This window comes from Bradyrhizobium sp. SZCCHNR1051 (assembly GCF_032489615.1).
Lineage (GTDB): Bacteria > Pseudomonadota > Alphaproteobacteria > Rhizobiales > Xanthobacteraceae > Bradyrhizobium.
Window position 1 is genome coordinate 46,638 of the sequence record NZ_JAUEYJ010000007.1, and the last position, 11,871, is coordinate 58,508.

An 11,871-nucleotide genomic window follows, 5' to 3' on the forward strand; every position below is an offset into this window, starting at 1 on the left:
GGCTCCGTGTGATGGGTCAGGATTGCGTGGCCGCAGCGGCCTTTGCACGTTGTGAACGTGACAGCAACAGGGTCAGCACCGCCGATACCACCAGCAGCCCGGCGACGAAATAGAGCCCGCCGTTGAAGCTGCCGGTCTGGTCCTTGATCCAGCCGATCATCGCGGGACCGACGAAGCCGCCGAGATTGCCGATCGAGTTGATGGTCGCGATGCCCGCCGCGGCGGCCGAGCCGGACAGGAACATGGTGGGCATGCTCCACAGCGGCGGCTTCGAGGAGGAGATGCCGACATTGACCAGCGTGAGTGCCGCGAGCACGGCGGCGACGCTGGTCGACAGCCCGGCCAGCCAGAGGCCGACGGCGGCGACGACGCAGGCCAGCACGACGTGCCAGGTGCGCTCGGCGGTGCGGTCGGAATGGCGCGCCCACAGGATCATGACGACCACGGCCACGGTCGGTGGCACCGCGTTGAGGAAGCCGACGGCGAAGGACGACAGGCCGAACTGCTTGATGATCTGCGGCGCCCAGACGCCGAGCGTGTAGAGGCCGGCCGAGGTGCCGAAATAGACCAGCGCGAGCGCGAGCACGCGGATGTCGGCCAACCCGCGCCAGATGCCGTGGCTGGCGGTGGCGGCCTTGCTCGCCAGCTCGGCATTCATCGTGCGCACCAGCCAGTCGCGCTCGTCGTCGGCGAGCCAGCGCGCCTGCTCCGGACGATCGGTCATGTAGGCGAGCACGACGAAGCCGAGTAGCACCGCCGGCAGCGCCTCGATCAGGAACAGCCACTGCCAGCCCTTGAAGCCGAGAATGCCGTCCATCTCCAGCAGCGCGCCGGAAACCGGCGATCCGAGCACGGTCGACAGGGGCGCTGCCGCCATGAACAGCGCGGTGACTGCGGCGCGCTGCCGTGCCGGGAACCAGTAAGACAGATAGAGGATGATGCCGGGAAAGAAGCCGGCCTCCGCCGCGCCGAGCAGGAAGCGCAGCACATAGAAGCTCGTCGGTCCCTGCACGAACGCCATCGCGCCGGAGACGATGCCCCAGGTGATCATGACCCGCGCGATCCAGATGCGGGCGCCGAACTTGTCCAGCGCGAGGTTGGAGGGGACCTCGAACAGGAAATAGCCCCAGAAGAAGATGCCGGCGCCGAAGCCATAGGCCGAGGCTGACAGCCCGATGTCCTTGTTCATGGTCAGCGCTGCGAAGCCGACGTTGACACGGTCGATGAAGGCTACGAAGTAGAGCAGCATGATGAAGGGCACGATGCGCAACGTGATCCTGCGCAGCACGCGCATCTCCAGCTCTCCGGCCATCGTCACCTCCCTGTCCCGTCTTGTCGTTGATCTGACAAGCGTAGGCGGCGAACCAGGCCGGCTTCAATACTCGCATCATTATACAAAAAAATGATATAATTCGACCCATCGCCTCATCAGGACTCCGCCATGGAATTGCACCAGCTCCGCTGCTTCGTGGCCGCCGCCGAGGAACTGCATTTCGGCAAGGCGGCGCAGCGGCTGCAGATGCTGCCCTCGGCGCTCGGACGCCAGATCAAGCTGCTGGAGGAGGATCTCGCGACGCCGCTGTTCGCTCGCACCACGCGCGCGGTGTCGCTGACCGAGCACGGCACGACCTTGCTGCGCGACGCCCGGGCGATCCTGGCCCGCGTCGAGGCGGTCGAAACCGGCTTCCGCCGCCGCGCGCGCGGCACCGGAGCGCAGCGACTGCGCGTCGGGGCCATCGACAGCGCAGCCGCCGGCCTGCTGCCGCAGCTGCTGCATGATTTTCGTGACAGGCATCCGGGGATCGCGGTGCAGATCATGGAGGAGAAGACGATCCGGCTGCTGCCGAAGATCCTCTCCGGCGCACTCGACCTCGCTTTCGTCAGGCCGCCCGAGCGCGCCGACCCGCGGCTCGAATTCCGCGCCCTGCTCAGCGAGAGCGCCGTGGTGGCGCTGCCGCAGCGGCATCGGCTGGCGTCGCGCGCCTCGGTCTCGCTGGCCGACATTGCGGACCAGCCGCTGATCGTGCCGGACAGGAGATCGCGGCCGCACAGCCACGACCTCACCATGAAGCTGTTCGCCCAGGCCGGGCTGTCGCCCGACGTGGCGCAGGTCGCCGACGAGAAGCAGACCATCGTCCATCTCGTCGGCGCGCGGCTCGGCATCGCCATCGTGCCGCGCTGGACCGCACGGCTGGCGGTGTCCGGCGTGCGCTTCGTGCCGCTGCGCCTGAAGCGCGGCAGCAGCGCCGGACGCCTGCCGCTGGCCGCGGCCTGGCTGCGCGGCTCGCGCGATCCGGCGCGCGAGGCCATGCTCGGCGTGCTCGATGTGCGGCTCGGGAAATATGCGCGCGGCGCTTGAACTGCGGCGATCCGCGGAGAGCAGACGATGCCGCGACATCTCGGCCTCATGGTTCGAGACGCGCGCCAAGCGGCGCGCTCCTCACCATGAGGGTTGAGCCTTTTCGCCGAGAGGGTTGCAGAAAGGAATGGAGCTTGGGCCACGCTCACACCCCTCGTTCCGCAACGACAGCCCTCGTCCTGAGGAGCGCGCCGCTTGGCGCGCGTCTCGAAGGACGGGCGGCACGCGTGGTTGCCCCACTTCTTGCTCAACTGCGATTTCCCCCTACCCCGGCAGCGGCGCCTCCGCGATGTCGAGCAGCGCGCCCAGTCCGTGGCGCAGGCTGCGCATCGGCTGCTGCTCCGAGGACAGGCCGAGCGCCAGCAGCGAGCGGCCCGTGACCTCGTAGACATGGCCGAACGGCAGCGACTGGAGCTGGGCGTCCGGCTGGTTGGTGTCGAGCAGCGCGAGCCAATTGTGCCCCTCCGGAACCGAGGGCAGCGTGAAGTTCACGACGTCGAAATGCGCATTGTAGATCAGCAGCAGCGTCGCGTCCGAGCCGCGGCGCTTGACGCCGGTCTCCTGGGCGCGGCCGTCGAGCAGCATGCCGAAGCAGCGCGCGTTGTCGTCGGTCCACTGCTCGGTCGCCATCTCCTCGCCCGACGGATCGAGCCACGTCACATCCTTGACGCCGAGGTCCTCATTGTGCGAGCCGATCAGGAAGCGGCTGCGATACAGGATCGGAAACGCCTTGCGCATCGCGATCAGCTTGCGCGTGAACTCGCGCAACGCCCGCCCCTGCGGCGCGATGCCCATCCAGTCGAGCCAGGTGATCTCGTTGTCCTGGGCATAGGCGTTGTTGCTGCCGCCCTGCGAGTGGCCGAACTCGTCGCCGGCGAGCAGCATCGGCGTGCCGTGCGACAGCAGCATCGTCGCCAGCAGGTTGCGCTTCTGGCGCTCGCGCAACGCCGTGATCTCGGGGTCGTCGGTCGGCCCTTCGACGCCGCAATTCCAGGAATGATTGTTGCTGTGGCCGTCGCGATTGTCCTCGCCATTCGCCTCATTGTGCTTGTCGTTGTAGGAGACGAGGTCGTTGAGGTTGAAGCCGTCATGGGCGGTGATGAAGTTCACGCTCGCCCACGGACGACGGCCGCGCTTGTTGAACAGATCGCCTGAGCCCGAGATGCGCTTGGCGAAATCGGCGAGCGTCCCGGGATCGCCCTTCCAGAACGCGCGCGCGGTATCGCGGAACTTGTCGTTCCACTCCGCCCAGCCCGGTGGAAACTGGCCGACCTGATAGCCGCCGGGACCGATGTCCCAGGGCTCCGCGATCAGCTTCACGCTGTTCAGCACCGGATCCTGGCGGCAGGCGTCGAGGAAGCTGCCGCCTTCATCGAAGCCATAGGGCTCGCGCGCCAGAATGGTGGCGAGGTCGAACCGGAAGCCGTCGACGCGCATCTCGGTCGCCCAGTAGCGCAGCGAGTCGGCGACGAGCTGCAGCACGCGCTGATGCGACAGGTTCACCGTGTTGCCGGTGCCGGTGTCGTTGATGTAGTAGCGCCTCTGGTCCGGCAGCAGGCGGTAGTAGCTGGCATTGTCGATGCCCTTGAACGACAGCGTCGGTCCGAGCTCGTTGCCCTCCGCGGTGTGGTTATAGACCACGTCGAGGATCACCTCGATGCCATTGGCGTGGAACTGGTTGACCATGGTCTTGAATTCGGTCGCGAACGGCGTCTTCAGATAGCGTGGCTCCGGCGCAAAGAAGCCGATCGAGTTGTAGCCCCAGTAGTTGCGGAGCCCCTTCTCGACCAGATAGCTGTCGTCGATGAAGGCGTGGATCGGGAGCAGCTCCGCCGAGGTGATGCCGAGCGATCGCAGATAGGCCGGGATGTCCTGGTGCGCGAGCCCGGCAAAGGTGCCGCGATCGGCCTCCGGCACCAGCGGATGCAACTTGGTGAAGCCCTTGACGTGCATCTCGTAGAAGATGGTCCGTTCCCACGGAATCTCGGGCTTGCGCGAGGTGCCCCAGGTGTAGGCGGGATCGATGACCCGGCATTTCAGCATCAGCGGCGCACTGTCGCGATCGTCGAACGACAGATCCTTGTCGGCGTGATCGAGCTGATAGCCGAACAGCTCCGGCCCCCACCGCAGGTTTCCGACCAGTTGCCTGGCGTAGGGATCGATCACGAGCTTGTTCGGATTGAAGCGATGGCCGGCATCGGGCTCATAGGGTCCGTGCACGCGATAGCCGTAGACCGTCCCGGGACGGGCCGTCGGCAGGTAGCCGTGCCAGACCTCGTCAGTGTATTCAGGAAGCTCGATGCGCTCGAGCTCGGTCTCGCCGGTCTCGTCGAACAGGCACAGCTCGATCTTGGTCGCATGGGCGGAAAAGATCGCAAAGTTGACGCCGAGCCCGTCCCAGGTCGCGCCGAGCGGAAACGGACGGCCTTCGCTGATCCTGGTCTTGCGCAGATTGAACGCCGCCTGCGTCAAAGCGTCACCGAGGTCGGTGCGTTGGTCCATCCTTTGCCCCCTTCGTCCGATTCCCCAGATCGATTGCCGGGGGTCTCGATGATTAGCGTCGATTGCTAGGTTGCCGCTGGCGTCTCGTCCGGCACGATCACTTCCGCCTTGGTCTCGGTCACCGTCACCGACGCGATCACAGCTCCTTCCGGCGCTGCCTTCGCGGCTCGCTGCTGCGCGACTTCCTTGGTGATGGCAGCGATGGAGTTGCCGATGCGTTCGACCATCTCGGACAATTCCCCGGGCGACATCTTCAGCCGCTTGGTCACCACGCGGACCTGGGCCTGATCGGTCATGTCGAGCTTGTTGCGGGACGGCTGAATCTTCGGACGGCGCATCGGGAGTCCTCCTGCATGCCAGCTAACCTTGAGTGCGGAATTTGGTTCCCGCGCTCCCTCCCCCTGGGCATCGCCATGAAGACGTGCGTCACTGCTCTCGCGGCGCCAGGCGCCCGAGTGATGTCAACGGTGTTGCCCCCCGATCAGGCAGAGGGCGCAGGGAATGCCGGGAGCTGGCCGCCCCCATGGCCCGCCTGCAGAAAAAAAGCAGGCGGCAGTCACCACAGGTTCAGCCGAGACATCCCGGCATTCCCCGCGCGATGGTTTTCACGCTTACTTCGCGATCTCCTCGGTGTACCGGCTTGTTAGTTGTGGTCTTCCAGGAGGTTGTCCATCCGGTCTGAACCGAGGAAGCTGAGGTTGCGAAGCTTCAGTGTTCCAAGGAGAGACCAGATGGACGTCCACAAGAATGCGCCTATGACACCGAAAGGTCGAGAGGCGATGGTGCGGAGTGTCGTTGAGGGTGGGCTGAGCTATGCTGAAGCTGCTTACCAGTACAATACGACGCCGAAGACCGTAGCCAAATGGGTGAAGCGGTTCCGCGAGGAAGGTGTCGAGGGATTGCTCGATCGCTCCTCCAGACCGCACTCATCGCCAGGCCAAACCACTGCTGCCACATGTACCGCTATCGAGGCTTTGCGCCGTCAGCGCCACACGGGCAAGCAGATTGCGGCTGAGGTTAAGGTGTCGCCGGCCACGGTCAGCCGCGTTCTGCGACGACTGGGGTTGAACCGAATCCGTGATCTGGAGCCGATCGAACCCGTGCGTCGCTATGAGCACGCTGCGCCGGGCGAGATGATCCATATCGATATCAAAAAGCTCGGCCGTTTCGCGCAAAGCGGCCATCGCGTCACCGGCAATCGGAACGGCTATAGTCATTGTCGCGGACTTGGCTGGGAGTACATGCATGTCTGCATCGATGACCACTCCCGTGTCGCCTTTTCACAGCTCAAGCCTGATCAGACCGCCGAGAGTGCTGTTGCGTTTCTCAAGGCCGCTGTCGCTCACTACAAGAGCTTGGGCGTTACCGTCACCCGCGTCATGACCGACAACGGTGGCTGCTATATCGGCTTCGATTTCGATAAGGCCTGCCGCGATATTGGTCTCAAGCATATCCGCACCAAGCCCTACACGCCCAGAACCAATGGCAAGGCTGAGCGCTTTATCCAGACAGCGCTCCGGGAGTGGGCCTATGCACACACCTATCCCACTTCCGATCAGCGCGCCGCGCAACTGCCCATCTGGCTGCACCAGTATAATTGGCACCGGCCTCACGGCGGCATAAACTCCCAGCCGCCTATCAGCAGACTCGGTTTAACCGAGGACAACCTCCTGAGGCTCCACAGCTAGCCACCGTCGCCCTCGGGATCATCGCCCGAAGACTTGGCGCCAGCATCGGGGCGCCAGGACCACGCGACTTCGCGTCCGCAAGCTGCCGTTCGTCCGCGCGAGTCGCCCCACGCTGCGGCATCCTACAGCCACCGCATCCCGCGCCCAACGTTCCGTGACGATCGCGAAGCGCCCCTCTCGAGGAGCACGGGATGGAGACAATCAAGCACGATTTCCGAAAAATGGCAACATATTTATTTTTATCAGAAATACGGGCTGATTCCGATCAGCCCGAGCAAGCATCGGACGGCGCGTGCCTGCTCCGTTGACGATTGGGGTGTTGTCAGATCGCAATCGGCGCCTACCGGGGAGGCCGACGGCGGCTTGGCTCAGACGGGCGTTGTGCATAGGGGTTCGGCAAGCACATGGCCGACATGCCCGCAGCCCCCGCTCTACACGCCTCCCACGACCTGTACTGGCACGAGATTGTGCTGGAACCGCCCCACTCCCATATCTGGAGGCACACCGGATCAATGCCATCGAACCGTTGAGCTGCGGCCGGAGCGGTTGCAAGCACTGTGATCGAAGTCATGAGGAGAAGCGCGCGCATCATCACACATCATGGCACGAGGCTGACCAATCCGAAAGGGTCTGCCGGCGCGGCGATCTCGAACTCGGGCAAAGCCCTTTGCCGCAGACGACGCTGCCGTAGGCTGGGCAAAGCGACACCAAAGGCGGCGCGTGCCCACCATCGGCGGCGCTGGGTGCGGGCGGTGGGCACGGCGCGCGCGAAAGCTCGCCCGACAAGGCCTCACCCCCCGGCGCGCCTTTGCCCACCCTACGGTCCCTCGTCAATCATGACCGGCCCGGTGACCTTCTTCCGAATGGCCTCGACCGCAATCCTGTCCCGCCCTACCCGAACAGATGCGCCAGCCAGAATGCCGCGCCGGCGGCGAGGCCGCCGACCAGCGCAGTCTGCAGCGCCGACTTGATCTTGTTGACGCCGGTGAAGTGGCCCTTGATGGCGCCGAAGATCAAGAGCGCGATGCCGGTTGCGACCACGGAGATCCGGAGTGCGGACGAGATGTCAGGCGCCAGCATGTAGGGGATCAGCGGGATCAGGCCGCCGATCACGTAGGAGCCGCCGATGGTCACGGCGCTGACCGGCGCGCGCTTCGGATCCGGGCGTTCGAGACCGAGCTCGAAGCGCATCATGAAGTCGACCCAGCGCTTGCGATCGGACGCGATGGCGTCGACCACGGTGGTCAAGGCCTGGCCTTCGAGACCATAGCCGCGGAAGATCGCCGCAACCTCCTCGACCTCGCGGCCGCGAAGGTGCTCGATCTCGTCGTGCTCCCGCTTCTCCTCGGCGGCATAATGCTCGGCGTCGGAGCGGGCGGCGAGATAACCGCCGAGCCCCATCGCGATCGCGCCGGCGACGACCTCGGCAAGGCCGGCGGTGACGATCACGTCGGTCTTGGCGACCGCAGCCGAGAGACCGGCGGCGAGCGCGAACGGCACGGTGAGCCCGTCGGCCATGCCGATCACGACGTCGCGGACGACTTCCGACGCGGTGAAGTGCTTTTCGATGTGCGGCGTTGCCGGCATGACGGCCTCCGATGGCGTGATCGACGGAGGCCTCTTAGCAGGCCCGGATGACAGGACCGATCACCGCAGTCCCGGCACCATCCGCCGCAGGGTGCGATCGTGCAGCCAGTAATGATGCAGCAGCGCCGCACCGGCGTGCAGGCCGATCAGGATCATCAGGCCATTGGCCAGCGCCTCGTGCATCTCCTTCATGTCGTGGGCGAAGCCGCGGTCGCCGACCCAGGGTGAGGCGATCTCGAACAGGCCGAACACCGGCAAGCCGTAGCCGCGGGCAAACTGGGTGACGATGCCGAGGACCGGAATGGCGAACATGATGCCGTAGATCAGCAGATGCGTGATCTCGCCGACGTGAACGGTCCACGCGCCGAATTTGGTCGCTTCAGGCGCCGGCGGCGGATCGGCCAGGCGCCAGGCCAGGCGCGCGAGCGCAAAGCCCAGCATCGACAGCCCGAGCGAGACGTGCATGAACAGGCCCGTGTCATGAGAGCCGCGTGGCAGCATGTCGCCGAGATGGCCCGAGATCCAGGCCGCCGGCACCAGCACGGCGACGATCCAGTGCAGCCCGATCGCGACGGACCCATACGCCTTGGCGGAATTTCGAATACGCATGATCAGCTTCCTTCGACCATTGGGCACCCCCGCGGTGGCAAGCCGCGTGGGGCGTCATGACCTGAGGCAATAGCTGACCGGGGGCGTCGCGCCGCTGACGCGGGATGTCAGCCTGCTGTCAGAATGGACGGCGCCGGGGTCGCCTGGGACATCGCGGGCTGCGGCCAGCGGAGCGCCGAGACGATGGCCGGCGCGATCGTGATCCTGGCGCCGCCCAGCTCGGAACGGCCGATCTGCAGCCGCCAGCCATAGGCTTCGAGCACGTCCTGCACGATCGCGAGCCCCAGCCCGCTGCCCGGCCCCTGCTCGTCGAGGCGGCCGCCGCGCTCGAGCACGCGGCCGATCTTCGCGTCCGGAATGCCCGGACCGTCATCCTCGACGATGACGATCAGAGGGGTCGCACTGGCGACGATGCGAACCGTGCTCGCCGCATGACGCGCGGCGTTCTCCAGCAGATTGCCGAGCACCTCGGCGAGATCCGTCCGATCCATGGCGACGCTCAGGCCCGGGGGCACCTCGCCATCGAAGCTGACATGGGCGGCCGCCGGCGTGCGGCCGAGCGTCCCGAGCAGCGCATTCACCAAAGGCGCGAGCTCGGTCGCGGCCTCCGGCCCGCCGCGGGCCTTACCGCGCAGCCGCGCCAGCGCCAGCTCGCGATCAACCTGCCGGCTCATCGCCTCGGCGACATCCTCGACGTTGCGCGCCAGCTCGAGCTGGCCGAGCTCCCTCAAGCGCGCGGCGTCGGCCGTGAGGGCGGCGAGCGGCGTCTTGAAGCCGTGAGCGAGATCGGCCGCACGGCTGCGCGAGCGCATGATCTCGCGCTGCTGCGCATCGAGCAACGCGTTGACCTCCTCGACCAGCGGCGCCACCTCGGTCGGCACGTCCACGGGGAGATGCTGGCGCCGACCGCTGCGGATCTCGGCGACGCCACGGCGCAGCACGCCGAGCGGACGCAGGCCGAGAGTGACCTGAACCGACGTGCCGACGGCGAGGATGACGGCCAGCACGGCGAGCGCGATCGACAGATCCTTGGCGAAGGTCAGCACCGCGCTGGTGGCACCGTCGAGGCCGTAGGCCACGGCCGCGCGCACGCGGATCTGGCTTTCCGGATTCATCAGGATGCCGCGCTCGGCCACCAGCACGTGTTCGCCATCCGGCCCGGCGAGCTCATGCTGATGCACGTCGCTCGGTCCAGGCTCGTCGATCGGCAGCGGCAGGATGGTGTCCCACAGCGAGCGCGAGCGCAGCAACTGGCCATGATCGTCCGAGATCTGCCAGTACAGCCCCGACAGCGGCACCACGAAGCGCGGATCGGCCGGCGGCCGCGCGACCACGATGCGCCCTTCCGCATCGACCTCGAGGCCGTTCAGCAATTGGCGCAGGTGAATGTCGAGATCGGAGGCGAGCGTCCGCGCGACGTGGCGCTTGAACAGCACGACCATGCCGAAGCCGGCGACGCCGAGCGCGACCAGCAGCGCGATGGTGCCCGCCGCCACCAGCCGCAGCCGCAGCGAGCCGAGCCTCATTCCGCCGTCTCCGGGATCATGTAGCCAAAGCCGCGGCGGGTCTCGATGATGTCGGCGCCGAGCTTCTTGCGGACGCGCCGGATCAGCACCTCGAGCGCGTTGGAGTCGTGCTCGTGGCCGAGGCCGTAGACGTTCTCCTCCAGCTCATGCTGCGGCACGACGCGGCCGCTCTGCCGCAGCAGATAGGCGATCAGCCGGTATTCGAGCTGCGACAGCGTCACCGGCACGCCGGACAGGCTGACCTTCATCTGGCGCTCGTCGAGCGTCAGGTCGCCGGACGAGAGCACCGGCGCCGCACGGCCGGCGGACCGCCGCACGATCGCGCGCAATCGCGCCAGCAGCTCCTCGTTGCGAAACGGCTTCGGCAGATAGTCGTCGGCGCCGGCATCGATGCCGTCGACCCGCTCCGCCCAGCTCGCGCGCGCCGTCAGGATCAGCACCGGCATGTGTCGCCCCGCGCCGCGCCAGCGCTTCAGCACCGACAGGCCGTCCATGCCGGGGAGGCCGAGATCGAGGATCACGGCGCCATAATCCTCGGTGTCGCCGAGAAACCAGGCCTGCTCGCCGTTGTCGGACGTTTCGACCAGATAGCCCGCCGCCTGCAGCGTCCGCACCAGGTCGGACGCCAGCCGCGGATCATCCTCGACCAGCAGCACACGCATCTACTTTTCCTCGATCCGTTCGATCTCGCCGCTGCGCGCATCGACATAGACCTCACGCACGCGGCCATCGCGGCCGATCACCCGAAACTCATAGCGCCAGCGGCCACGCAGGCGCTCGACATCGATCCCCATCACGTCGCCGGCGACCCGGCCACGCAATCTCGGCAGGATCTGCGACAGCGGCAAGACGTCGCCCGCCTCCACGGCATGACGCATGGCATCACGGCGCTCACGATCATCCTCGCGCGCCACCGTCGCCGCGGACGCAGCCGTCGAGATCAGCATCGCAGATGCCGTGATGCGCATGAACCGTCCAATTTGAGGCAAATGCATGATCCTTCCGGGGCCTGACGCCGTCATCTTCAGAGATCGTCGTCATTCGTTGCGCTCTCGCCACTGGTTCGAATTGCGGGGCACGAATTGCGGAGCATTCGCAAATGCTAACGAGGTGGTGCGGATGATAGTTTGAACTTCCGATGTCGGAATTGCGCATCAGACAGATGCGGGGGTGGAAACTCGCACAGGATCGGCATCCTGCCCGAGGCAAGCTGACTCCCCGCTGACACGACCCGACAGGATGCCGTCAGTCTCGTTGCAACATGATCGCTTCAGGACGGAGCGAGCCGGGGGCGGTGAGTTCGGAGACGAGCATGCGTAAGACGATGACATTGGCAGCCGTGCTGGCGGGGCTGGGCGGCATCTTGGCCATGTCACAAGCCAGCCGGGAGACGGCGCCCACGCTGGTGCCGGTGGCCCGTGCCGTGGACGGCGGTCTTGAAGCTGGTCTTGGAGCTGGTCTTGGGGCCTACCCGCATCTTGCGGCGCTGCATGCGCGGGCCGAAAGCCCGCCGCTGAGCTACGAGCCGGCCCGCCGCGAGCGCGAAGGCGACGACGACGATCAGGACGAGCCGCGGCGGTGAGGCGAACCGCCCCTGGCG

12 protein-coding genes are annotated in these 11,871 nt (G+C 66.3%); 3 read left to right on the top strand and 9 right to left on the bottom strand.

All coding sequences use genetic code 11. From position 1 onward, the window contains the following. Positions 1–16 precede the first annotated feature (16 nt). The gene (locus QW868_RS10185; protein ID WP_316230469.1) at positions 17–1,312 is read right to left on the bottom strand and encodes an MFS transporter; all 1,296 of its coding nucleotides are present in this window, start codon (positions 1,310–1,312) and stop codon (positions 17–19) included. Positions 1,313–1,441: 129 nt separating this feature from the next. Here QW868_RS10185 and QW868_RS10190 point away from each other — a divergent pair, with 129 nt between their 5' ends. Then, positions 1,442–2,359, top strand: coding sequence for a LysR family transcriptional regulator (locus tag QW868_RS10190; RefSeq protein ID WP_316230470.1), 918 nt, complete (start codon positions 1,442–1,444; stop codon positions 2,357–2,359). A gap of 264 nt (positions 2,360–2,623) precedes the next feature. Here the strand turns inward: QW868_RS10190 and glgX are convergent, their stop codons facing one another. Both glgX and QW868_RS10200 read right to left on the bottom strand, forming a co-directional pair. Beyond that, positions 2,624–4,861, bottom strand: coding sequence for a glycogen debranching protein GlgX (glgX, locus tag QW868_RS10195; RefSeq protein ID WP_316230471.1), 2,238 nt, complete (start codon positions 4,859–4,861; stop codon positions 2,624–2,626). 65 nt (positions 4,862–4,926) lie between these two features. Next, on the bottom strand, positions 4,927–5,199 hold the full coding sequence (locus QW868_RS10200; RefSeq protein ID WP_315738834.1) for a DUF3606 domain-containing protein: 273 nt from the start codon (positions 5,197–5,199) through the stop codon (positions 4,927–4,929). Between the two features lie 393 nt (positions 5,200–5,592). Between QW868_RS10200 and QW868_RS10205 the strand changes: the two genes are divergently transcribed. Further along, complete coding sequence (locus QW868_RS10205; protein ID WP_315755561.1) at positions 5,593–6,549, top strand: IS481 family transposase; 957 nt, start codon at positions 5,593–5,595, stop codon at positions 6,547–6,549. Between the two features lie 340 nt (positions 6,550–6,889). Here the strand turns inward: QW868_RS10205 and QW868_RS10210 are convergent, their stop codons facing one another. From QW868_RS10210 to QW868_RS10235, 6 genes are all read right to left on the bottom strand, one after another. Further along, a complete protein-coding gene (locus tag QW868_RS10210) occupies positions 6,890–7,141 on the bottom strand; it encodes a DUF3551 domain-containing protein (RefSeq protein ID WP_315774103.1) in 252 nt (83 codons plus the stop codon). 299 nt (positions 7,142–7,440) lie between these two features. Beyond that, entirely contained in the window at positions 7,441–8,136 is a 696-nt protein-coding gene (locus QW868_RS10215; protein WP_315758349.1) for a VIT1/CCC1 transporter family protein, read from the bottom strand. Between the two features lie 60 nt (positions 8,137–8,196). Beyond that, complete coding sequence (locus QW868_RS10220; RefSeq protein WP_316230472.1) at positions 8,197–8,745, bottom strand: cytochrome b; 549 nt, start codon at positions 8,743–8,745, stop codon at positions 8,197–8,199. 107 nt (positions 8,746–8,852) lie between these two features. Further along, on the bottom strand, positions 8,853–10,271 hold the full coding sequence (locus QW868_RS10225) for an ATP-binding protein (RefSeq protein ID WP_316182625.1): 1,419 nt from the start codon (positions 10,269–10,271) through the stop codon (positions 8,853–8,855). After that, positions 10,268–10,933 carry a response regulator transcription factor gene (locus QW868_RS10230; RefSeq protein WP_315773329.1) on the bottom strand — a complete coding sequence of 222 codons (666 nt, stop codon included), beginning with the start codon at positions 10,931–10,933 and terminating at the stop codon, positions 10,268–10,270. Before QW868_RS10230 ends, QW868_RS10225 begins: the two co-directional genes overlap by 4 nt. Continuing rightward, positions 10,934–11,239, bottom strand: a complete 306-nt coding sequence (locus tag QW868_RS10235; RefSeq protein ID WP_315738841.1) for a PepSY domain-containing protein — start codon at positions 11,237–11,239, stop codon at positions 10,934–10,936. Between the two features lie 344 nt (positions 11,240–11,583). On the opposite strand from QW868_RS10235, the gene QW868_RS10240 reads away from it, so the two are divergent. Further along, positions 11,584–11,853, top strand: coding sequence for a hypothetical protein (locus tag QW868_RS10240; protein WP_316230473.1), 270 nt, complete (start codon positions 11,584–11,586; stop codon positions 11,851–11,853). The last annotated feature ends 18 nt before the right edge of the window (positions 11,854–11,871 follow it).

Bases quoted from the DNA above. Each gene is read 5' to 3' on its own strand.
- QW868_RS10205 (WP_315755561.1), top strand. From the start codon at position 5,593: ATGGACGTCCACAAGAATGCGCCTATGACACCGAAAGGTCGAGAGGCG.
- glgX (WP_316230471.1), bottom strand. From the start codon at position 4,861: ATGGACCAACGCACCGACCTCGGTGACGCTTTGACGCAGGCGGCGTTC.
- QW868_RS10190 (WP_316230470.1), top strand. From the start codon at position 1,442: ATGGAATTGCACCAGCTCCGCTGCTTCGTGGCCGCCGCCGAGGAACTG.
- QW868_RS10230 (WP_315773329.1), bottom strand. From the start codon at position 10,933: ATGCGTGTGCTGCTGGTCGAGGATGATCCGCGGCTGGCGTCCGACCTG.
- QW868_RS10225 (WP_316182625.1), bottom strand. From the start codon at position 10,271: ATGAGGCTCGGCTCGCTGCGGCTGCGGCTGGTGGCGGCGGGCACCATC.
- QW868_RS10235 (WP_315738841.1), bottom strand. From the start codon at position 11,239: ATGCGCATCACGGCATCTGCGATGCTGATCTCGACGGCTGCGTCCGCG.
- QW868_RS10185 (WP_316230469.1), bottom strand. From the start codon at position 1,312: ATGGCCGGAGAGCTGGAGATGCGCGTGCTGCGCAGGATCACGTTGCGC.
- QW868_RS10215 (WP_315758349.1), bottom strand. From the start codon at position 8,136: ATGCCGGCAACGCCGCACATCGAAAAGCACTTCACCGCGTCGGAAGTC.
- QW868_RS10240 (WP_316230473.1), top strand. From the start codon at position 11,584: ATGCGTAAGACGATGACATTGGCAGCCGTGCTGGCGGGGCTGGGCGGC.
- QW868_RS10200 (WP_315738834.1), bottom strand. From the start codon at position 5,199: ATGCGCCGTCCGAAGATTCAGCCGTCCCGCAACAAGCTCGACATGACC.
- QW868_RS10210 (WP_315774103.1), bottom strand. From the start codon at position 7,141: ATGATGCGCGCGCTTCTCCTCATGACTTCGATCACAGTGCTTGCAACC.
- QW868_RS10220 (WP_316230472.1), bottom strand. From the start codon at position 8,745: ATGCGTATTCGAAATTCCGCCAAGGCGTATGGGTCCGTCGCGATCGGG.